This is a genomic window from Nonomuraea fuscirosea, assembly GCF_003001935.1.
Classification (GTDB): Bacteria; Actinomycetota; Actinomycetes; order Streptosporangiales; family Streptosporangiaceae; genus Nonomuraea; species Nonomuraea fuscirosea.
In genome coordinates this window covers 143,967-164,524 of sequence record NZ_PVNG01000012.1, presented here as the reverse complement: position 1 = coordinate 164,524, position 20,558 = coordinate 143,967, and the positions used below count along the sequence as shown (strand labels likewise).

The 20,558-nt window shown below is 72.5% G+C and carries 14 protein-coding genes and 1 pseudogene; all 15 read right to left on the bottom strand.

Going from position 1 to position 20,558, the window contains the following annotated elements; all coding sequences use genetic code 11:
• Window positions 1-82: 82 nt before the first annotated feature.
• The gene (locus B0I32_RS56645) at window positions 83-2,344 is read right to left on the bottom strand and encodes a hypothetical protein (protein ID WP_146178335.1); all 2,262 of its coding nucleotides are present in this window, start codon (window positions 2,342-2,344) and stop codon (window positions 83-85) included.
• Between the two features lie 62 nt (window positions 2,345-2,406).
• Entirely contained in the window at window positions 2,407-3,285 is an 879-nt protein-coding gene (locus tag B0I32_RS27325) for a DivIVA domain-containing protein (protein WP_106244612.1), read from the bottom strand.
• Window positions 3,286-3,391: 106 nt separating this feature from the next.
• Entirely contained in the window at window positions 3,392-3,679 is a 288-nt protein-coding gene (locus B0I32_RS27320) for a YggT family protein (protein ID WP_106244610.1), read from the bottom strand.
• Between the two features lie 80 nt (window positions 3,680-3,759).
• Complete coding sequence (locus B0I32_RS27315; RefSeq protein ID WP_106244609.1) at window positions 3,760-4,260, bottom strand: cell division protein SepF; 501 nt, start codon at window positions 4,258-4,260, stop codon at window positions 3,760-3,762.
• A gap of 139 nt (window positions 4,261-4,399) precedes the next feature.
• Window positions 4,400-5,092 (bottom strand): YggS family pyridoxal phosphate-dependent enzyme, encoded by a 693-nt coding sequence (locus tag B0I32_RS27310; RefSeq protein WP_106244607.1) that lies wholly within the window; start codon window positions 5,090-5,092, stop codon window positions 4,400-4,402.
• Between the two features lie 119 nt (window positions 5,093-5,211).
• Window positions 5,212-6,684: a cell division protein FtsZ gene (gene ftsZ / locus B0I32_RS27305; protein ID WP_106244606.1), complete on the bottom strand. Its 1,473-nt coding sequence runs from the start codon at window positions 6,682-6,684 to the stop codon at window positions 5,212-5,214.
• Window positions 6,685-7,020: 336 nt separating this feature from the next.
• Complete coding sequence (locus B0I32_RS27300) at window positions 7,021-7,689, bottom strand: cell division protein FtsQ/DivIB (protein WP_106244604.1); 669 nt, start codon at window positions 7,687-7,689, stop codon at window positions 7,021-7,023.
• 138 nt (window positions 7,690-7,827) lie between these two features.
• The gene (gene murC / locus B0I32_RS27295) at window positions 7,828-9,225 is read right to left on the bottom strand and encodes a UDP-N-acetylmuramate--L-alanine ligase (protein ID WP_106244602.1); all 1,398 of its coding nucleotides are present in this window, start codon (window positions 9,223-9,225) and stop codon (window positions 7,828-7,830) included.
• Window positions 9,222-10,298 carry an undecaprenyldiphospho-muramoylpentapeptide beta-N-acetylglucosaminyltransferase gene (gene murG / locus B0I32_RS27290; RefSeq protein WP_106244903.1) on the bottom strand — a complete coding sequence of 359 codons (1,077 nt, stop codon included), beginning with the start codon at window positions 10,296-10,298 and terminating at the stop codon, window positions 9,222-9,224. The genes murC and murG overlap by 4 nt, the downstream gene beginning before the upstream one ends.
• A 12-nt stretch (window positions 10,299-10,310) precedes the next feature.
• Entirely contained in the window at window positions 10,311-11,600 is a 1,290-nt protein-coding gene (gene ftsW / locus B0I32_RS27285; protein WP_181307831.1) for a putative lipid II flippase FtsW, read from the bottom strand.
• Window positions 11,584-12,960 (bottom strand): UDP-N-acetylmuramoyl-L-alanine--D-glutamate ligase, encoded by a 1,377-nt coding sequence (gene murD, locus B0I32_RS27280; RefSeq protein ID WP_106244601.1) that lies wholly within the window; start codon window positions 12,958-12,960, stop codon window positions 11,584-11,586. Before murD ends, ftsW begins: the two co-directional genes overlap by 17 nt.
• Window positions 12,957-14,015: a phospho-N-acetylmuramoyl-pentapeptide-transferase gene (gene mraY / locus B0I32_RS27275; protein ID WP_106244599.1), complete on the bottom strand. Its 1,059-nt coding sequence runs from the start codon at window positions 14,013-14,015 to the stop codon at window positions 12,957-12,959. The genes murD and mraY overlap by 4 nt, the downstream gene beginning before the upstream one ends.
• 1,367 nt (window positions 14,016-15,382) lie before the next feature.
• Window positions 15,383-16,618 (bottom strand): annotated as a pseudogene (locus tag B0I32_RS27265) (UDP-N-acetylmuramoyl-tripeptide--D-alanyl-D-alanine ligase); the annotation flags it as partial.
• Window positions 16,618-18,147, bottom strand: coding sequence for a UDP-N-acetylmuramoyl-L-alanyl-D-glutamate--2,6-diaminopimelate ligase (locus tag B0I32_RS27260; protein ID WP_106244598.1), 1,530 nt, complete (start codon window positions 18,145-18,147; stop codon window positions 16,618-16,620). The pseudogene B0I32_RS27265 and the gene B0I32_RS27260, both read right to left, overlap by 1 nt.
• 40 nt (window positions 18,148-18,187) lie before the next feature.
• Window positions 18,188-19,918, bottom strand: a complete 1,731-nt coding sequence (locus B0I32_RS62065) for a peptidoglycan D,D-transpeptidase FtsI family protein (RefSeq protein ID WP_483870142.1) — start codon at window positions 19,916-19,918, stop codon at window positions 18,188-18,190.
• Window positions 19,919-20,558 lie beyond the last annotated feature (640 nt).

The following is a 20,558-nucleotide window of genomic DNA, read 5'->3' as shown; positions in this document are numbered from 1 at the left end:
GTGTCGGACCGGCGTTCGGTCGAGGCAGAGGTGAGGGCGTGGGGGTGCTGGGTGGGCGGGGATGCTGGGTAGGCGAGCGGGGTCAGGAGACGGTCTGGCGGTCGTGCTGGCATACCGAGCAGCTGGTCAGGCCGGCTGCCTCGGCGGCGGCGAGGGTCATCGTCTCGACGCCGGTGTCGCCCGCGCCCCTGACCAGGGGGCAGGCGGTGCTGTGGTAGCGGCGGGTGCCGACGATGACCTTCACGACTCCCTGGCGTTCGCTACCACCGGAGCCGGAGGGGGGCTTGCCGCTACCGGGAGCCGTCTCGTTCTTGGCGCCGGACGCCGGGGGCTTCGTGGAAGCGTCGGAGGCAGGGGGTCGGGGTGCGCTCGCGGCAGGTCCGCCCTTGGTTGCGGGAGTGTCGCCCTGGGTTGCCGGGCCGCCGTCAGCTCGCGGTGTCTCTCCCTTGCCGGTCGCCGCCTTGGGGTCGTCGTTCTCGGCCTTTCCCGGAGCGGCGGCGGGCGTGGTGCCCGTCGGACGGGCCGGGGTGCCGGGAGGCAGCGGGCCCTTGGGCTTGGCCTGCGATTCGGACGAGGAGGCGGGGCGCTCGTGCAGGATCACGGTCTCCCCCTGCGACGGCCCCTGCTCCGGAGGCCCAGAAGGACGCTGGGACGGCTTGGCGCCGGCTCCGGTGCTTCCTGTACCTGTACGCCCCGATGCCGGTGAGATGGTGATACGAGGCTGCGGCGCCGTGGCGGGTCCTGGGCCGTCGTCATCCCGGTCATCCGCGTCCCCGGGCCGCCCTGTCTTGCCCGTGGACTGCCCGGGCTTGCCGCCGGACTGGCTGGGCGTGGGGCCCGACTGACCGCTCTTGCTCCCGGACTGACCGGACGTCGCACTCGACTGGCCGGGCGTCGAACCCGGCTGACCGGGCTTGCCCCCGGCCTGGCCCGGCGTCGTGCCCGACTGACCGCTCTTGCTCCCGGACTGGCCAGGCGTCGCACTCGGCCGGCCGCCCTTGGCATCAGAGCCAACGGTCCTGGAAGCGGGTTCGCCGGTCTGGCCGCCCTGAGAATCGGCTCCAGCCGGCTGTCCCGGTGTGGCGCCGGACCTGGGGCCGGACGGTTCCGGGGACGATCCTGGCCGCTGCGTGGTGCCCGTGGCGGGCTGACCAGGCTTGCCGGCACCCGTCTGCGACTTGCTCGGAGTGCCGTCGTCGCCGGGTGAGGTGTCGCCGGTGGAGGGCTTGCCTGGTGCGGGCGTGCCGGACACACCCGCACCGGCCGCCGGACTCGCAGCCCCCGTCCCAGAGCTGGGCTTCCCGGGCCCGGGCGTCCCGGAGGACGGCCGGCCCGAGGTGGGCGTGCCAGAAGACGGACGACCTGAGGCAGAGGTGCCGGAGGACGGGCGGCCGGAAGACGGCGATCCAGGGGCGGATGCGCCCGAGGACGGCCCGCCCGAAGCGGGCGTGGCCGGAGCGGGGCGGCCTGAGGAGGGCTTGCCGGACGTGGGCTTGCCCGCAGCGGACGTTCCTTCGGCTCTCTGGACGAAGGGGGGCGGCCGGAAGTATGAGGTCTCCGCCTGCGCGGCGGCCGAGCCGGGCTCGGGGGCGGCGGACGGAAAGTCGGTGCTGTCGGCCGAAGGACGGCCGAACCACCCGGGCGCGCCATCCTCGTGGGCGGCGGCAGGCTCCGGGTCGGGGGTGGAAGCCTTCGTGTCGGGCTTCGGCGGGGTGACCGGCGGACGGAGGTCGCGGGTCTCCGCGGAGTTTTCGGCCCGGCTCGCCGTGACGTCCTTGACGGGGGCGGAACCGGGGGCGACGACGGGCTCGGGGTCGGCGGCAGGCGGCAGTTGCCGTCCGCCGAGCGCTGCGTCCGGCAGGCACGCCGTGCAGGGCGTGAAGCCCTCCTCGCGTGCCTCCTCGTAGGTGAGCTCCTCGTGATCCCGGCCGGTCAGCTGCCTGCAGCCGGGTACGTGGTAGCGCTTGCGTCCCGGGATCACCAGCACGATCGCGTCCGGCGCGACGCCGCCCGCGGCGGGGCGGCGCATGGCGGGCGCGGGGACCGTGGCGGTCCGCTGCGGCGCCTGCGGCTGCGGTCGGGGGTGCGGCTGGGGCCGCATGGGTGGCTGGTGAGCCGTGGGACCGGTCTGGTTGTACGGCGGAGCCGGCGGCATGAGCCCCTTCGGGGGGGTGGCCGGCGCAGCGGCCTGCCCACCTCCGGGAAAAAGCTCGTTACGCCGTAGGAACGCCCCGATCACCAGGAACAGCGCGGACAGCACGCTGACCACGATGGACCACATGATCAGGAACGGCTTCGCCAGTACGAAGCCCGCGATCAGCAGAACCACTGCCGCGAGCACCAAACCAGCACTGATAAGGATCACAGAGGGCTCTTTCGAGTGACAGGTCCTAGTGACCCGTTACTTTACCGGCGGTCGTTGTGGGGACCGTCACCGCCGGGGAAGGCGCCCTGCGGAGCCTCGCCGCCGAACGGGTTGGGGCCACCGGGCAGAGGCTGCTGGCCACCCTGAGGCACGGCGTGCGACATGGCGGGAGCCTGACCCTGCGGGCCGCCGGACATGACCGGGAAGCCGCCGCTGCCCTCCGCGGACACGTTGAGCTCGGCGAGCTGGTTCTCCAGGTAGAGCTTGAGCCGGCTGCGGTATTCGCGTTCGAAGCTGCGCAGCTCCTCGACCTTGCGCTCGAGCTCGTCGCGGGTCTGCACGAGCGAGCCCATCGCCTGGCGGTGGCGCTCCTGCGCGTCGCGCTCGAGCGTCTCGGCGCGGGCACGGGCGTCGCCGATGACCTGCTCGGCCTGACGGCGAGCCTTGGTGAGGATCTCGTCGGCCTCGCGGCGGGCGCGGGTCACCGTCTCGTCCGCCTCCCGGCGGGCGTCGGCGATCGCCTGGTCGGCGGTCTGCTGGGCGAGCGCGAGAACGCGGGCCGCGGTGTCCATGTTGTCCTCGGCGGGAGGCATGTTCATGGCCACGGGGACCGGCGGCTGCTGCTGCACCGGCGGCGGCTCGGGGGCCCGCATGGGCTCCGGCTGCGGCGGCGCCATCATCTCGGGCTTGGGCTGCTCCTGGACCGGGGCGGAGGCCATGGGCATGTTCATGCCGCCCGGCACCTTCCCGCGCAGGCACTCGGCCAGCTTGGCGCGGAGCTCCTCGTTCTCTTGGATCAGGCGGTCGAGCTCAGCTTCCACCTCGTCGAGGAAGGCGTCGACCTCCTCCTCGTCGTAGCCCGGCCGCAACCGGGTGGTACTGAACTGCTTGTTCCGCACATCAGCGGGCGTCAGCGGCATTTTTTGGTCTCCTTGGCGCGCTTGGAGTCTGTCCGGAGGACGGTTACCCGAATCACCTCAGCGCGGACACGAGTTGGATCACGACCGAGCGCCGCACGGGCCCGGCTCATCGCAGCGTTCCGGCGATCTGGATCAGGATCAGCACCACGATGAACAGGACAGTGAAGCTTAGGTCAAAGGCCACCGTACCCAACCGGAGCGGAGGAATGAAACGGCGGAGGAACTTGAGGGGCGGGTCCGTGGCGGTGTATGTGGCCTCGGCCAGCACCAGTACGACGCCGGAAGGCCGCCACTGCCGGGCGAAAGCCTGCACCGTCTCGAAGATCATCCTGCCGATGAGCAGCACCAGATAGAGGGACAGGACAACGACCAAGATCCCACCGACGACATCCACGGCCCGGCCGCGCCTCCACTTCTGATGTGCCCGCCCGGCCTCGGTGAGACCGGGTTGGGTCCGATAGGCATACAGAGACTCTAACTCTGGTTGAAGAATCCGCGTTCCGCGATTCGGGCCTTGTCCTCGGCGGTCACCTCGACATTGGCAGGGGACAACAGGAACACCTTGTTGGTAACACGTTCAATGCTGCCATGTAGGCCAAAGACGAGACCTGCCGCGAAATCAACGAGCCGCTTGGCGTCGCTGTCAACCATCTCGGTCAGATTCATGATGACGGGGGTGCCGTCGCGGAAGTGCTCGCCGATCGTCCGCGCCTCGTTGTACGTCCTGGGGTGCAGGGTCGTGATGCGGGCCAGATCGGTCGTGCGGCGTTCCAGGATCGTCGTGGTGGGCCTGGGCGCGGGCACCCCTGCCTCGGGCTCGTCGTCGCGGTCCTGGACCGCCACGGGCCGTTCCTCACCGCTGCGCTGCACCTCGTCGTCGTAGGCGTAGTCGTCGGTGTAGGTCTCATATCTCTCGTAGCGGTCGTCCTCCACGAGACCGAGGTAGACCGCCATCTTGCGCATCGCGCCGGCCATCGCTACGTCGTCCTCCTGCTCATGGTCGCACTTCCCCGGGGCCCGTCACCGGGTCCGGGGCGGTAGGCGTGCCCCCTGGAGCTCACCGCTAGATCGACCTCTACTTGGTCGCGGGCTTGAAGACCCACTTGAGGGGACATTACCTGACGAAGGGCTTGCGACGACCGAGCAACGCCGTACCGACGCGCACGTGTGTCGCGCCGTACGCGACCGCCTGCGCGAGGTCCTCGCTCATGCCCGCCGAGATCATCGTGGCCCTGGGGTGCTGCTCCTGCAGGCGCAGCGCCAGGTCCCTGAGCCGGTCGAACGCCCTGGCCGGCTCCTCGCCCAGCGGGGCCACCGCCATCACGCCGCCCAGCCACACCCCGTCGGCCAGGGCCACCTCGTCGGCGAGCGCGAGCAGGTCGGCGGGGCGGGCGCCGCCCCTGGCCGGGTCGTCGTCGAGGGCCACCTGCAGCAGGCACCCGACCGAGCGGCCCTGACGCACCGCCTCCTTGCTGATCGTCTCCAGCAGCCTGAGGCGGTCGACGGAGTGGATCACGTCGGCGTACCCGACCACGGAGCGGACCTTGTTGGTCTGCAGCTGGCCGACGAAGTGCCAGGTGAGCGGCAGCCCGGCCAGCTCCCGCGCCTTGAGCGCGGCCTCCTGGTCGCGGTTCTCGCCGACGTCGCGCACGCCCAGCTCGGACAGGATGCGGACGTCTTCGGCCGGACGCGTCTTGGTGACGGCGATCAGCGTGACCTCGCCCCGGTCGCGGCCCACCGCGCGGCACGCCGCCGCGATGCGCGCGTCCACCTCGGCGAGACCGGCCGCGATCTCGTCCCTTCTCACGTGCCCTCTCCCCTCGCTCTCCTCGGTACGCCCACCCCGTGCACCCGGACGCGCACACGACGGCGCCGCTCCCGTGTCCCTGCGGGGAGCGGCGTCAGGCGATGTGCGGTTTCCGACGGTTATTTGAGGAAGTCGGGCACGTCGAGTTCCTCTTCCTGCTCCTCGAAGATCACCCGAGGACGTTTGGGCGGCTCCGACATGCGGGAGGTGATGGGCGTGGGCGGGGTGGTGGGCTCAGGCGTGGGCCGGGGGATCGAGACGGGGCCCGACGGCTCGTCCGCCGGCTCGTCGGCGACGGCCTCGGCCGACTGCGCGGGCTCCACCGGGCGCACGGGCTCGGGGCGCGGCTCGGGCCTGGGCTCGGGACGCGGCTCGGGCCTGAACTCCGCGCGCGGCTCCGGCCTGAACTCCGTACGCGGCTCAGGCCGCGGCTCCGCGCGGAAGTCGGAGCGCGGCTCGGGCCTGACCTCCCCGCGGGGCTCAGGACGCACCTCAGCGCGCGGCTCAGGGCGCAGCGCGGGCGGCTCGGACTTCACACTCGGGGACGCCATGCTCGGCCGTACAGGAGACGAAGGAGGCGGCGCGGCGGGCTGTGCGGCGGCGGGACGCCCGGCCGGGCGCGGCACCTGCTTCTCCGCCGGCCCGGGCACGTCGTCGAACCCGGCCGCGATCACGGTCACCCGCACCTCGTCGCCGAGCGCGTCGTCGATGACCGTGCCGAAGATGATGTTGGCGTCGGGCGCGGCGGCCATGGAGACGAGCTGGGCCGCCTCGTTGATCTCGAACAGGCCGAGGTCGGAGCCGCCCGCGATCGACAGCAGCACACCGTGGGCGCCGTCGATGCTGGCCTCCAGCAGCGGGCTGGACACCGCCATCTCGGCCGCCGCCACCGAGCGGTCGTCGCCGCGCGCGTGGCCGATGCCCATGAGGGCGGAGCCGGCGCCCGACATGACCGACTTGACGTCGGCGAAGTCGAGGTTGATCAGACCGGGAGTGGTGATCAGGTCGGTGATGCCCTGGACACCCGACAGCAGCACCTGGTCGGCCGCCTTGAACGCGTCGAGCACGCTCACCTGGCGGTCGGAGATCGACAACAGGCGGTCGTTGGGGATCACGATGAGGGTGTCGACCTCGTCGCGCAGGGTCTCGATGCCCGCCTCGGCCTGCGAGGCCCTGCGCCGCCCTTCGAAGCTGAAGGGCCTGGTCACGACACCGATGGTGAGCGCGCCCAGCGATCTGGCGATGTTGGCCACGACGGGCGCGCCGCCGGTGCCCGTGCCACCGCCCTCACCGGCCGTGACGAAGACCATGTCGGCCCCCTTGAGGACCTCCTCGATCTCCTCACGGTGGTCCTCGGCCGCCTTGCGGCCGACATCGGGGTTGGCGCCCGCGCCAAGCCCGCGCGTGAGCTCACGGCCCACGTCGAGTTTCACATCGGCGTCACTCATCAGCAGCGCCTGGGCGTCGGTGTTTATCGCGATGAACTCGACGCCCTTGAGTCCCTCTTCGATCATCCGGTTGACGGCGTTGACTCCGCCGCCGCCGATGCCGACGACCTTGATGACCGCGAGGTAGTTCTGCGGTGCTGCCACGACGAGGGGCCTTTCCGCTCGTTGACTTGCCATTTCGGTGCGGATCATCTCCGCTTTTTGTTAGTTCGGGTAACTCTCAACCTCAGGTTGAGATTTAGATTTATGTCAACCTGAGGATTGATACGGACAGTAGGAGTTACGCTCCAGGCGGGTCAACTAACCGCGCCGCAAGCACGTCCGGCGTGTCGCGGGCTGTCCGTTTCGCTCCGCAGTCACGCCTGGTCGCGGGCCTCCACTGCCGAAAGTCCGGCTTACAGGCTCTCACGGCGCGACCCCCGCCTCGCACAGGCTCGGCGATGCCGTTGCCCCTCGGTTGCCAGACCCTGACGATCACGATCACTTCAGGGTCACCACGTCGGGTGAGCTGACGTCGTACAGGGTGACCGCTCTCTCTTTCTTGAGCAGCGCGACCAGGATGCGGCCCTTCTCCCCCGGCCGGTCGGTGCCGCCCCACAGGACGGTGCGGCCGTCGGAGAGGATCAGTGTCACCCCCTCGGCCGTGCCCGCGCGGACCTGCCTGACCTTGGCCGCCACCTCGTCCGGCACGGACTGCACGACCTGCAGCGCCGCCGTCATGACCGGGTCGCCCTGGGCCGGGCGGTCCACCTTCAGCAGCGGCAGCATGGGCGGCACCGCGTTCTTCACCTCGATCACCACGCCCTGGCCGTCGACGATCGCCACCTTGTCGCCCGTCTGGACGGCGGCGACCGGCTCGCGCTCGATCACCTCGATCTTGAGCGTGCCGGGCCAGACCCGGTCCACCTTGGCGCCGGCGAGCTGTCTGATGGCCAGGACGCGGCTCTCCACGTCGGCCAGGTTGACGGTGGCGAGGGGGTGGAGGTCGGGCACGCCGGCCTGCTGTTTGATGCGCTCGCTCGGCACTGTGAGATTTCCCACGATCTCTATCGAACGCACTCCCAGCACGGGCGAGAGGAACACCAGCCACGCGGCCGTGCCCACCACCCCCGCCGTCAGCAGCACCAGGAAAGCCGTGCGCGCCTTCATCGCCCTCCCACCAGCATGCGCCCATGTCGGCACCGAACCTACGCCGACGCGCGGCCCGACACCGCGCGCCACGCCCAACCCGCGGCCCCGCCGCACCGCGCCCGGCGCCGCGCGGGAGAGGCGCCCGGGAACGAGGGCTCAGGACAGGCGCGCGACGATCTGCGGCCCGAGCTCGGTCACGTCACCCGCGCCCATGGTGAGCACGATGTCGCCGGGCCTGGCCCGCTCGGCCACCAGCCCGGGCACCGAGGACCGGTCGGGCGCGTACGCCACCCGCTCGGGCAGCAGCGGCACCCGCTCGGCCACCATCGCGCCGGACACCCCGGGCTCCGGATCCTCGCGGGCCCCGTAGACGTCGAGCACGATGGCCTCGTCGGCCAGCCCGAGCGCCGCCCCGAACTCGTCGGCGAAGAACCGGGTGCGCGAGTAGAGGTGGGGCTGGAAGATCGCGATGACCCGCCCGGTGCCGGAGTAGGAGGCCACCACGTCGCGGGCGGCCCGCAGGTCGGCGGCCAGCTCGGTCGGGTGGTGGGCGTAGCTGTCGAACACCGCGATGCCGCCCGCCTCGCCCTTGGCCTCGAAGCGCCGCTTGGCCCCGGTGAAGGCGCCCAGCCCCTGCCTGATCTCCTCGAACGGCAGCCCCAGCTCGTCGGCCACGGCGATCACCGCGGTGGCGTTGAGCGCGTTGTGGGCCCCGGGAACGGCCAGGCGCACCTCGCCCCTGCCCTCGACGGTGAACACCGTGCCGAACCCGTCGGGCCTGACGCCGGAGATCCGGTAGTCGTCGCCGGTCACGCCGTAGGTCTTGACCCGCAGCCCGCGCTCCGCCGCCCGGCGCGCCGTCTCCGCCGCGCCCGGGTCGTCCGCGCACGCGATGAGCAGCGAGCCGATCCGGTCGGCGAACCTGGCGAAGCTGTCGTGGACGGCCCGCGGGTCGCCGTAGTTGTCGAGGTGGTCGGCCTCGACGTTGGTCACCACGGCGATGTCGGGGGCGAGCATGAGGAAGGAGCCGTCGCTCTCGTCGGCCTCGGCCACGAACATCCGGCCCTGCCCGTCGTCGGCGCCCAGCCCGGTGGTGACGAGCTGGCCGCCCACGCAGTAGGACGGGTCGGCGCCGCACTTCTGCAGCGCCACGGTCAGCATGGACGTGGTCGTGGTCTTGCCGTGGGTGCCGGCGATGGCGACCGCGGTGCGCCCGGCCATGACGGAGGCCAGCGCGGCGGCCCGCGGGATGATCCGCAGCCCCTGCTTGAGCGCCTCGCCCAGCTCGGGGTTGGAGTCGCGGATGGCGGTCGAGACGACCACGGTGTCGACGTCTCTGATGTGGGAGGCGGCGTGGCCGATGTGCACGGTCGCGCCCAGCTCGCGCAGCTCGGTGATCAGCTCGGAACTGCGCGCGTCGCTGCCGGTCACCCGTACGCCGCGCTTGAGCAGGATGCGGGCTATGCCCGACATGCCGGCGCCGCCCACGCCGATGAAGTGCACCCGCCCCAGCTCTTCCACGGTGACGGGATCGACCAGCTTGACAAGACTCATCGGGCTATCTCCAACACTTTCCTGGCAAGCATGATATCGGCGTCCTTCCTCCCGAGTCTGGAGGCGGCCTCCGACATGACGACGACCCGCTCGGGGTCGCGGAGGACGGGCAGCACGTTGTGGATGATCCATTCGGGTGACAGCTCGGCGTCGTCGGCCATCAGGCCGCCGCCGCCGCGGACGATGCGCTCGGCGTTGATGCGCTGCTCGCCGTTGCCGTACGGGAGCGGGACGTAGGCGCCGGGCAGCCCGACCGCGGTCAGCTCGGCGCAGGTCAGCGCCCCGCTGCGGCACAGGGCCACGTCGGCGGCGGCGTAGGCGAGGTCCATGCGGTCGACGTAGGGCAGCAGCACGTATTGCGGGTCGCCGGGCGGCGGCTCGTGCTCGACGGTGTTCTTCGGGCCGATGACGTGCAGCACCTGCACGCCGGCCCGGCGCAGCACGGGCGCGGCGGCGAGCGCGGCCTGGTTGATCGACCTGGAGCCCTGCGAGCCGCCGAACACCAGCAGCGTCGGCCGGTCGTTCTCCAGCCCGAACCACGAGCGCGCCTTGTCGCCCGTGGACAGCCGGTCGAGCGTGACGATGTCGCGGCGCAGCGGCGTGCCGATGTATTCGGCCTTGGGCAGCGCGGTCTCGGGGAACCCGCTGAACACGTGGTCGGTCAGCCGGGCGCCGAGCCGGTTGGCCAGGCCGGGACGCGGGTTGGCCTCGTGGACGACGATCGGCAAGCCGCGCCGCTTGGCCGCCAGATAGGCGGGCGTCGCCACGTAGCCGCCGAAGCCGACCAGGACGTCGGCCTGGACCCGGTCGAGTATGGCGGCCGTGGCGTTGATCGCCCCGGCGAGCCTGCCCGGCACGGTGAGCAGGCTCGGAGTGATCGCCCTTGGCAGCGGCACGGCCGGCACCAGCTCCAGCTCGTAGCCCCTGGCGGGCACGAGCCGCGACTCCAGGCCGCGCTCCGTGCCCACGCAGGTGATGCCGACGCTCCGGTCAAGATGGCGCAGCGCGTCCGCAAGGGCCAACGCGGGCTCGATGTGCCCGGCCGTCCCCCCACCGGCGAGGACCACCCTCATCTCGGTCACTCCCTAACGTGTCGCTCGGCCTTTGGACGTACCCCCCAGGCCAAGCCAGCTTAGGGCCCGCACGGCCGGTCCGGGGCCACGAGCCGCCAAGGCCTCCCGCGCGCCGGGCTCGCGTTTGGCGAACGACAGCAGCATGCCGAGCGCGGCGAGCGTGGGCAGCAGCGAGGAGCCGCCGTACGAGACCAGGGGCAGGGGGATGCCGGTGATCGGCAGCACGCCGAGCACGGCCCCCATGTTGACGGTGGCCTGCCCGACGATCCAGGCCACCATGGCGGCGGCGGCGAGCCGGGTGAAGGCGTCGTTGACCCGCACGGCGACGCGCAGCCCCGCGTAGCCGAGCAGCCCGAACAGGGCGACCACGATCAGCGTGCCCATCAGCCCGAGCTCCTCGCCGAGGATGGCGAAGATGAAGTCGCTCTCGCCGTGGGGCAGCCAGTTCCACTTCTGCCGGCTCTCGCCGAGCCCGAGGCCGAACCAGCCGCCCGACCCCATCGCGATCTGCCCCTGCACGGCCTGGTAGCCCGCGCCCTGCGCGTCGGCCCACGGGTCGAGGAAGGCGCCGATGCGCGCCATCCGGTACGGCTCCACCTTGATCATTATCAACGCCGCCAGCACCGCCAGCGCCATGATGCCGCCGAACAGCTTGACCGGCGCCCCCACCACCCACAGCAGCGACAGGAAGATCATGAACAGGACCAGCGTGGTGCCCAGGTCGCGGCCGAGCATGACCATGACGGCCAGGATCGCGGTGCCGGGCATGAGCGGGATCAGCATCTGGCGCCACTCGATCCTGCCCTGCCGTACGCGCTTGGACAGCAGGTCGGCCCCCCACAGCACGAGCCCCAGCTTGGCCGGCTCCGACGGCTGCACGGTGAACGGGCCGATGTAGATCCACCGCTGCGCGCCCAGCTCGGCCGAGCCGATGAACAGCACCATGACCAGCGCGATGATCGACAGCGCCATCAGCGGGTAGCCGGCCCACCGGAAGAACTTGACCGGCAGGCGCGAGCACAGGTACATCACCGGCACGCCGACCGCGGCCGACAGCGACTGCTTGATGAACCACGAGAACGGGCTGCCGGTCTTGGCCAGCGCCTCGATGCTGGAGGCCGACAGCACCATCATCAGCCCCAGCGCCAGCAGCAGCGCGCTGCACATGATGATCAGGTAGTAGGTCGTCAGCGGCTTGTCCAGCAGCTCCTTGAGCGTGCCCAGCTGCTCGCGCGCCCAGCTTCCCGGCCCCTCCTGCGCGGCGGCGGGACGCCGCACCCGTTCCTCAGCGCTCGTGCTCACGCCGCGCCCTCAGCTCGCGTACGGCACGCGCGAAGGCCTCCCCCCGCGCGGGATAGTTGGCGAACATGTCCAGGGAGGCCCCCGCCGGGGAGAGCAGCACGGTGTCCCCTGGGGAGGCCAGCCGGGCGGCTTCGGTGACGACTCTTTCCATCGCACCAGTGTCCCGATCGGCGATGTCCACGAGGGGGACATTCGGCGCGTGTCGCGCGATGGCTTCGGCGATCCGGGCGCGATCGGCGCCCAGCAGCACCGCTCCGCGCAGTCGCGGCGCCGCCTGGCGCACCAGCTCGTCCACGTCCGCGCCCTTGAGCAGCCCGCCCGCCACCCACACCACCGACGGGTACGAGGCCAGCGCGGCGGCGGCGGCGTGCGGGTTGGTGGCCTTGGAGTCGTCGATGTAGTCGACCTCGCCGATCCGGTCCACGTGGGCCAGCCGGTGCGGGTCGGGCACGAAGTCGCGCAGCCCCTGCCGTACGGCCTCGGACGGCACGCCGAGCGAGCGGGCCAGCGCGGCGGCGGCGAGGGCGTTGGCCACGTTGTGCGGGGCGAAGGGGCGCACGTCGTCGAGCGTCGCGAGCTCCTCGGCCGCCTCGACCGGGTCGGCCACGAACGCCCGGTCCACCAGCAGGTCCTCGACCACGCCGATCTCGCCCCGCTTCGGCACCCGCAGGGTGAACCCGACGGCGCCGGGGTAGGGCGCGGCCAGCCGGGCGGCCTCGGGGTCGTCGGCGTTGAAGATCACGGTGCCGGCGCGTTCGAAGACGCGGCCCTTGGCGGCGGCGTACTCCTCCATGGAGCCGTGCCAGTCGAGGTGGTCGGGGGCCACGTTGAGCACGGCCGCGGCGTGCGGGGCCAGCGTGCTCGACCAGTGCAGCTGGAAGCTGGACAGCTCGACGGCCAGCGCGTCGTACGGCTCCGCCACCGCCCGCACCACGGGCGTGCCCACGTTCCCCACGGCCAGGGCCTTGTGCCCGGCCGCCAGCAGGATGGAGGTGAGCATGCGGACGGCGGTGGTCTTGCCGTTGGTGCCGGTCAGCGCCAGCCAGGGGGCCGCCTGGGCGGGCCGCAGCCGCCAGGCCAGCTCCACCTCGCCGACGACCTCGACCCCGTCGCGCAGCGCGGCGGCGATCAGGGGGTGATGCGGCGCCCACCCCGTGGTGATCACCCGCGTCACGCCTTCGGGCAGCGTCATCTCGCCGAAGCGGGTCTCGACGCCGACCCTGGCCAGCTCGGCCGCGGCGGCCAGCTGCCGCTCGCCCTCCGCGGCCTCCACGACCACGACCCGCTCGCCGCGCGCGGCCAGCACCCTGGCCACCGCGGTGCCGGACACGCCGAGCCCGGCCACGCAGGTGAGACTCATCGGGGCATCCACTCGACGTAGAACAGGCCCAGACCGAGCGCCGCGCACAACATCGCGATCAGCCAGAAGCGGACCACGATCGTGGTCTCCGCCCAGCCCTTGAGCTCGAAGTGGTGCTGCAGCGGCGCCATCCTGAACACCCGTTTACCGGTCATCTTGAAGAACCCGACCTGGATGATCACCGACAGCGTGATCATCACGCACAGGCCGGCCAGGATGATGAGCAGCAGCTGGGTACGGGTGGCGATGGCCAGCCCGGCCAGCACGCCGCCCAGCGCCAGGGAGCCGGTGTCGCCCATGAAGATCCGGGCGGGCGGGGCGTTCCACCACAGGAACCCGATCAGCGCCCCCAGCACGGCGGCTGCCACCACGGCCAGGTCGAGCGGATCTCGTACCCAGTAGCAGTTGGGGCCGAGCTGGTCGATGCAGTTGTTGCGCAGCTGCCAGTTGCCGATCAGCACGTACGCGGCCAGCACGACGCCGGTCGCGCCGCTGGCCAGGCCGTCGAGGCCGTCGGTGAGATTCACCGCGTTGGAGAACCCGACGATCATGATGAGCACCCAGATGGTGAACCCGACGATGCCGATCGAGGGCGGGCCGAAGTCGCGCAGGAACGACAGGCGGGTCTCGGCGGGGGTGATGCCGTACACGTTGGGCTGGCGCGTCACCAGGACGGCGAAGACCGCGCCCACGATCAGCTGGCCGAGCGCCTTGGCGCCGCTGCGCAGGCCGAGGCTGCGCTGCTTGTAGATCTTGATGAAGTCGTCCAGGAACCCGACCGCGCCGAGCCCCGTCATCAGGAACAGCACCAGGCCGCCCGACACCGTCGGGGGCTCCAGCATGGCCAGGTGGGAGGCGCCGTAGGCGAGCAGCGACGCCAGGACGAACACGATGCCGCCCATCGTGGGGGTGCCGCGCTTGCCGAGGTGGGCCTGTACGCCCTCCTCGCGGATCTCCTGACCGTAACCCCGCCGCGAGAACAGCCTGATCGCCAGGGGGGTGCCCAGCATCGAGAGGATCAGGCCGACCGCGCCGGCGATGATGATGTTGGTCACTGGGGGGAACCTCCGAGGATGATCTCGGCCGTGCGCTCCAGACCCATGGCCCTCGGTCCCTTGATCAGCACCGCGTCACCGGGCCGCAGCCACGAGCCCAGCTCGGCCGCCGCGGCCTCGGCGTCCGGCACGTGCACGATCCGCGTCGGCTGCCCGTAGTGCGCCCCTCCCCCAGGCCCCGCCGCCGGCCCACCGACCGGCGGCCCGCCCGGCCCTCCTGGCGGCATGCCCGGTGGCGTTCCCGGTGGCGTTCCCGGCGGCGTTCCCGGCGGGGGTCCGGACGGCATCCCTGACGGCAACCCGGGCGGAGGCCCGCCCGGCGCTCCAGCGGGAGTCCCGCCGGGCACACCAGGAGCTCCTCCCGGCGTCTCCGGCGCCATGCCCATCGGCACACCCCCCGACCCTCCGGGAAGCCCACCCATGACCGGCCCACCGGGCACCACGGGAGGCGCACCTACCGGGGACCCACCGGGGGGCGCGCCCACCGGGAGCCCGCCGGGCACCGTGGGAGACCCATCTGCCTGGGGCCCGCCGGGTGCTCCGGGAGGCCCGCTCACGGGGGCTCCGCCCGGCAGTCCGCCTATGAGCGGCCCTCCGGCGGCGGGAGGCCCCTGCCACCCCTGACCGGAGCCGTCATTTTCCTGCCCGTGCCAGCCCGGCCCAGGAGGCGCGGCGCCTTCGTCGGGCACCTGCCATCCCGGCCCAGGAGCCGGCTGCGGCACACCCGCCTCAGACCCGTACCACCCCTGCGGCTGCCCACCGCCCGCCTCGGGGCCGTGCCAGCCCTGCGGCTGTACGCCACCCGCCTCGGGCCCATGCCAGCCCGGCGACTGCGCGCTGCCCGCCTCAGGGCCGTACCAGTCCGGCGGCTGCGCGCCGCCTGCCTCTGGGCCATGACCGCCTTGCGGTCCGCCCGCGTCCGGAACCGGCCGGCCGGGCTGGGGCGCGCCGTGCTCGGCGGCCTGCCCATACCAGCCCTGCCCAGGAGGCACCGCGCCTTCGTCGGGCACCTGCCATCCCGGCCCAGGAGCCGGCTGCGGCACACCGGTGTCGGGCCCGTACCAGCCCTGGGGTGCGCCGTGCTCGGCGTCGGGCCCGTACCAGCTCTGGGCCGGCCCTTGCTCGGGGCCGGTCGGCTGCCGGTCCTGCGGCGCGGGCCCGTGGGGGCCGGAGAGCGGCCCAGGGGGCGTCTGCGCGGGCCCAGCGGGTGTCTGCGGGCCGGAAATCCCCGCGCCCGGCACCGAAGGCCAGGCGGGAGCCACAACGCCCGGCACCGCGCCACCCGGCCCGGCGCCCGTCGTCCCGGCACCGATCGGGCCGGGGGCTCCTTGGGAGAAGGTCGTGTGGGCGGCCGACTCCTGGGCGGTGGCCTGGGCGGCCTCGTGGGCGCCGTCGAGGACCGGGCCCGCATCGGGGCCGGCCACGATCAGCCCCGCGAGCCCCGCCCCGCCGGCCAGCCGACCGAGTTCGGCGTTGAGGGCCGGCCCCTCGTCGCCCAGTTCGCGCAGCGCCGCGATGACCGCGAAGCGCCGGCGTCCCTTACCGAGGGTGGCGAAGGCCGCGAAGGCCGCCTTCATGGAGTCGGGGTTGGCGTTGTAGGCGTCGTTGACCACGGTCACGCCGTCGGCCCGGTCGGTGACCTCCATCCGCCACCGGCTGCGCGGCGTGGCCTCCGACAGTTCCTCGGCGATGGTGGCCACGGGCAGCCCCAGCTCGTAGCCGGCCGCCGCCGCGGCGAGCGCGTTGGAGACCGCGTGCGCGCCGTACAGCTTCAGTGACACGTGCGCGGCCCCGGACGGGGTGCGCAGGGTGAAGGAGGCCCGCCCTCTGTTGTCGATCACGACGCCCTCGGCCCTGATCGCCGCGGCCTCGCCGCACCCGAAGTAGGTGACCCGCGCCTCCGTACGGGAGGCCATCCCCCGCACCAGCGGATCGTCGGCGTTGAGCACGGCGACGCCCGTGCGCGGCAGCGCCTCCACCAGCTCGCCCTTGGCCTTGGCGATGGCCTCCTTGCCGCCGAACACGCCCAGGTGCGCGGTGCCGACGTTGAGCACCACGCCGATCTGCGGCGGCGCGATGCGGGTCAGGTCCTTGATGTGGCCGATGTTGCGCGCGGCCAGTTCCAGCACCATGAAGCGGGTCTCGAGGTCGGCCCGCAGGACGGTCAGCGGATGGCCGAGCTCGTTGTTGAAGCTGCCGACGGGCGCGATGGTCGAGCCGATCCGCCCGGTGAGCTTGGCCAGGAGGTCTTTGGTGCTGGTCTTGCCGGCCGAGCCGGTCACGCCGATCACGGTGACCTTGGGCAGCGTGCGGACCTGGGCGGCGGCCAGTTCGGCGAGCGCCGCGGCGGCGTCGGGCACGATCACGGCGGGCGCGTCGACCGGCCGGCCGGCCAGCACGGCGACGGCTCCCGCGCGTACGGCCTGCGCGGCGTAGTCGTGACCGTCGACCCGCGCGCCCTTGATGGCGACGAACAGGGATCCCGGTTCTACGGCCCGCGAGTCGATCACGACGGGCCCGCGCACCACCGCGCGGGGATCGGCCATGCCCGACAGGGCGCCCGAGGTTATCTCGGCGATCCTGGCCAGAGGCAACGGGATCATTAGTGCTTCCTGCTTTCCTTGCGTGCGTCGATCGCTTCGGCGACCACTTCGCGGTCGTCGAAGGGGATCACCTCGCCTGAAACGTACTGACCCTGCTCGTGGCCCTTCCCGGCCACGACGATCACGTCGCCGCGCCCGGCCCGGGCGATCGCCAGGCCGATGGCGGCCGCGCGGTCGGGCTCAATGATCACATGAGCGCGGTCGTGCTGCGGAACGCGGAGGGCCCCCTCCATCATCGTCGCGAGGATGGCCAGCGGATCCTCGGATCGGGGATTGTCGCTGGTAAAAATAGCGACATCTGCCAGTTCGGCGGAGATTTCCCCCATGAGAGGGCGTTTGCCCTTGTCGCGGTCGCCGCCGCAGCCGAGCACGATCGTCAACGTCCCGGCGGTGACCGACCGCAGCGAGCGCAGCACCGACTCCACCGCGCCCGGCTTGTGTGAGTAGTCCACGACGGCCTGGAACTCGTCGCCCGCCTCGGTGACGCGCTGCATGCGGCCGGGCACGCCGGTCAGCGTGCCGACGCCGTGCACCGCCGTCTGCAGCGGCACGCCGGCCTCGACCAGCGTGACGACGGCCCCGAGCGCGTTGGCGACGTTGAACGGGCCGGGCAGCGCGATCTGCGCGTCGGCCTCGACGCCTCCCGGGCCGACCACGCGGAACGTGCTGCCGTCGGCCCCGAGCCTGGCGTCGACCGCGCGCCACTCGGCCTCGGGGTCGCCGAGCGCGGAGAACGTGGTCATCGGCACCTTGGCCAGGCCGATCAGCTCACGGCCGTAGCGGTCGTCGATGTTGGTCACGCCGGCCCGGCTCAGCTCCGGCTGGAACAGCTTCACCTTGGTCGCGAAGTAGTCCTCGAAGTCCTTGTGGAAGTCGAGGTGGTCCTGCGACAGGTTCGTGAACAGGGCGACGTCGTAGTAGAGGCCGTCGACCCGGCCGAGCGCGAGCGCGTGGCTGGAGACCTCCATGGCGGCGGCGCTGACGCCCTCCTCGCGCATGAGCGCGAACAGGCCGTGCAGCACGGACGCCTCGGGCGTGGTGAGCGTGGGCTGGAAGCTCAGCTCGCCGGCGTGGATCTCGACTCCGCCCACCAGGCCCGACCGGTGGCCGGCGGCCCGCAGGCCGGCCTCGATCATGAACGTGGTGGTGGACTTGCCGCTGGTGCCGGTGACGCCGAGGACCTGGATGTCGTGGGCCGGCTGCCCGTACACCCAGGAGGAGATCTGCCCGAGCAGGGCGCGCGGGTCGGGCACGATGAGCACCGGCAGCCCGGTGGCCACGGCCGCGTCGCGGCCGGCCCGGTCGGTGAGCACGGCGACGGCGCCGCCGGCCATCGCGTCGGCGGCGAACGTGGCGCCGTGGACGCGGTTGCCGGGCAGCGCCACGTACAGATCTCCGCGTCTGACGGCGCGGGAGTCGATCGTGACGCCGGTCAGGGCGGCGTGGGGCGACCTCGACGTGCCGGAATCGGCGTCGAGCATGGTCGCGAGCCCGGTCAGCGGGCGAGGCGGGCTGGTCGTGGGACGCATAGACGACGGGGGACGCACGGCGAGAGCGTACCTTCCCTGGTCACTGTCCCGCGCGCATCCGCACCTGCGGCGCGGCGGAGCCCGTGGGTGGAATCTTCATGCTCTTGATGGCGAACGTCATCACATCCTTGAACACGGGGGCCGCCAACTGCCCGCCGAAGTGGCCGTTCTTCGGGTTCTGCAGCACCGAGAGCACCACCAGCCGCGGATCGTCGGCCGGTGCGAACCCGACGAAAGAGGCGGTGTAGCCGTCGTAGCGGCCGAGCCTGGCGTCGTAGCGGTTGGCCGTGCCGGTCTTGCCCGCCACCCGGTAGCCGTCGATGGCGGCCAGCTGGCCGGTGCCCTCCTCGCCCACAGCGCTCTCCAGCATCGTCGAGATCTCCCTGGCCGTCGTCTCACTCACCACCTTGGTCTGCTTACCGGGAGGAGCGGGGACGAACCTGCCCGTCGCGTCCTTCGTGCCGGCCACGATCCGCGGCTCGATCTTGACGCCGCCGTTGGCGATGGTCTGGTAGACGCTGGCCATCTGCAGCGCGGTCACCGACACGCCCTGCCCGTAGGCGACCGTGCAGTTCTGGCTGCCCGACCACTTCTTGTAGTCGGGCAGCAGGCCCGCCTCGGCGCCGGGCACGCCGCCACCCGGCGTGCTGCCGAAGCCGAACGCGGTGAGCATCCTGTGCAGCCGCTCGCTGCCCACCTTACGCGCCGCCATGACCGTGGCCACGTTGCTGGACTGGGCCATGGCCTGCCGGAACGTCATCGACTCCGTCTTGTGCGCGTGGGCGTCGCGCAGCACCTGGTCGGTGCACCTGATCCGGTCGGGCACCTGGAAGACCGTGTCGGGCGTCACCTCGCCGGCCTCCAGCGCGGCGGCCGCGGTGATCACCTTGTTGGTGCTGCCGGGCTCGAAGACGTCGGCGGCGGCCTTGTTGACGTAGTGGGACTGCGGGGCCTTGCGCCAGTTGTTCAGGTCGAGCTCGGGGGCGTTGGCCATGGCCACGATCTGCGCCGTCCGCACGTCCATGACGATCACGGTGCCGCTCTCGGCGCCGGACTTGCGCACCTGGTCGCCGATCGACTTCTGGGCGGCCCACTGGATGTCGCGGTCGATGGTCAGCCGCACGTCCTGGCCGTCCTCCGGCGCGGTGCGCTCGCTGCTGGTCATCGGGATCTGCTGGCCGTCGCGGCCGGTCTCGACGCGTTTCTTGCCGTCGCGGCCGGCCAGCAGGGAGTTCTTCGCCTGCTCCATGCCGCCGAGGCCGCTGCCCTCGTCGCCGACGAACCCGATGAGGCTGCCCGCCAGGTCGCCCGCCGGGTAGAGCCGCCGGTACGTCTTCTTGGCCGCCAGCGCGGGGATGGGCGCCTGGAGCAGCCGGGTGGCCACGACGGGGTCGACGTCCCTGGCCAGGAGCTGGTAGTGGGTGCCGGTCCTGCTCAGCTTCGCGGCGATCTCCCGCTCGTCCTTGCCGAGCTGCTGGGCGAGGAGCTTGGCCGCGCCCGCGCGTACGGCCGCGGGGACCTTGGTCGGGTCGATCGACACCTCGCGGGCTTCGACCGTGACGGCCAGCTCGTTGCCGTGGACGTCGGTGATCGAGCCGCGCTTGGCCGGGATCGTCTCGGTGTGCTGGCGCTGGTCGGCCGCGGCCGCCGCGTACACCTTGGACTCCAGGCCCTGCATCTGGATGAGCCGCCCGGCGAAGATCGACAGCACGAACGTCATGCCGATGAGGCCGATGTTGATCCGCCTGCGCGGGCTGCCCAGCCGCAGCACCAGCGGCGGGCGCGGCGGCGGTGGCGGCCTGCGCGGGCCCCTGGGCGGCGGCCCGTCTCCGTCGCGGCGCCCCGTGGTCCGGCCCGTGGTCCGGCCCGTCGTCCGGCCCGTGGTCCCCGCCGTGGTCCGGCCGCGCGCCGCGTCCGGCCGGGATCCCCCTGCGGGGGGTCTGCTCGCGGGCGTACGGCGTCCGGGCGCGTCCTCCTGCCGGCCGGGCCTGCGCCGGTCCTCCGCCCGATCCGCGGCCCGATCCGCGGCCCGATCCGCGGCCCGATCCGCGGCCCGATCCGCGGCCCGATCCGCGGCCCGGTCGGCCGCCCTGCCGGCGGAGCCGTCACCCGGCCTGCCGGGGCCTCGCTCACCGGCCCTGTCACCGGCCCTGTCACCGGCTCGATCGCCGGAACGGCCGCTCGCGCGCTCGTCGCGGCCCTGGACACGTCCTCTGAGCCGCTCGTCCTCGTCGCGTGACCGGGGCGCGCGGCCTCTGGGCCGGTCGCCGTCGTCGCGCGACTGCGGGGCGCGCCTCCTCGGCGGGTCGTCGTCGTCGCGGTCGCGCGAGCGCCCGCGCGGGCCGTCGTCCCGTGAGCGGCCCTGTGAGCGTCCCCGTGAGCGGCCCTGTGGGCCGTCGTCGCCGGGCCGC

Bases quoted from the DNA above. Each gene is read 5' to 3' on its own strand.
- B0I32_RS27325 (WP_106244612.1), bottom strand. From the start codon at position 3,285: ATGCCGCTGACGCCCGCTGATGTGCGGAACAAGCAGTTCAGTACCACC.
- B0I32_RS27315 (WP_106244609.1), bottom strand. From the start codon at position 4,260: ATGGCCGGCGCGATGCGCAAGATGGCGGTCTACCTCGGTCTCGTGGAG.
- B0I32_RS27300 (WP_106244604.1), bottom strand. From the start codon at position 7,689: ATGAAGGCGCGCACGGCTTTCCTGGTGCTGCTGACGGCGGGGGTGGTG.
- murC (WP_106244602.1), bottom strand. From the start codon at position 9,225: ATGAGTCTTGTCAAGCTGGTCGATCCCGTCACCGTGGAAGAGCTGGGG.
- murG (WP_106244903.1), bottom strand. From the start codon at position 10,298: ATGAGGGTGGTCCTCGCCGGTGGGGGGACGGCCGGGCACATCGAGCCC.
- murD (WP_106244601.1), bottom strand. From the start codon at position 12,960: ATGAGTCTCACCTGCGTGGCCGGGCTCGGCGTGTCCGGCACCGCGGTG.
- B0I32_RS27260 (WP_106244598.1), bottom strand. From the start codon at position 18,147: ATGCGTCCCACGACCAGCCCGCCTCGCCCGCTGACCGGGCTCGCGACC.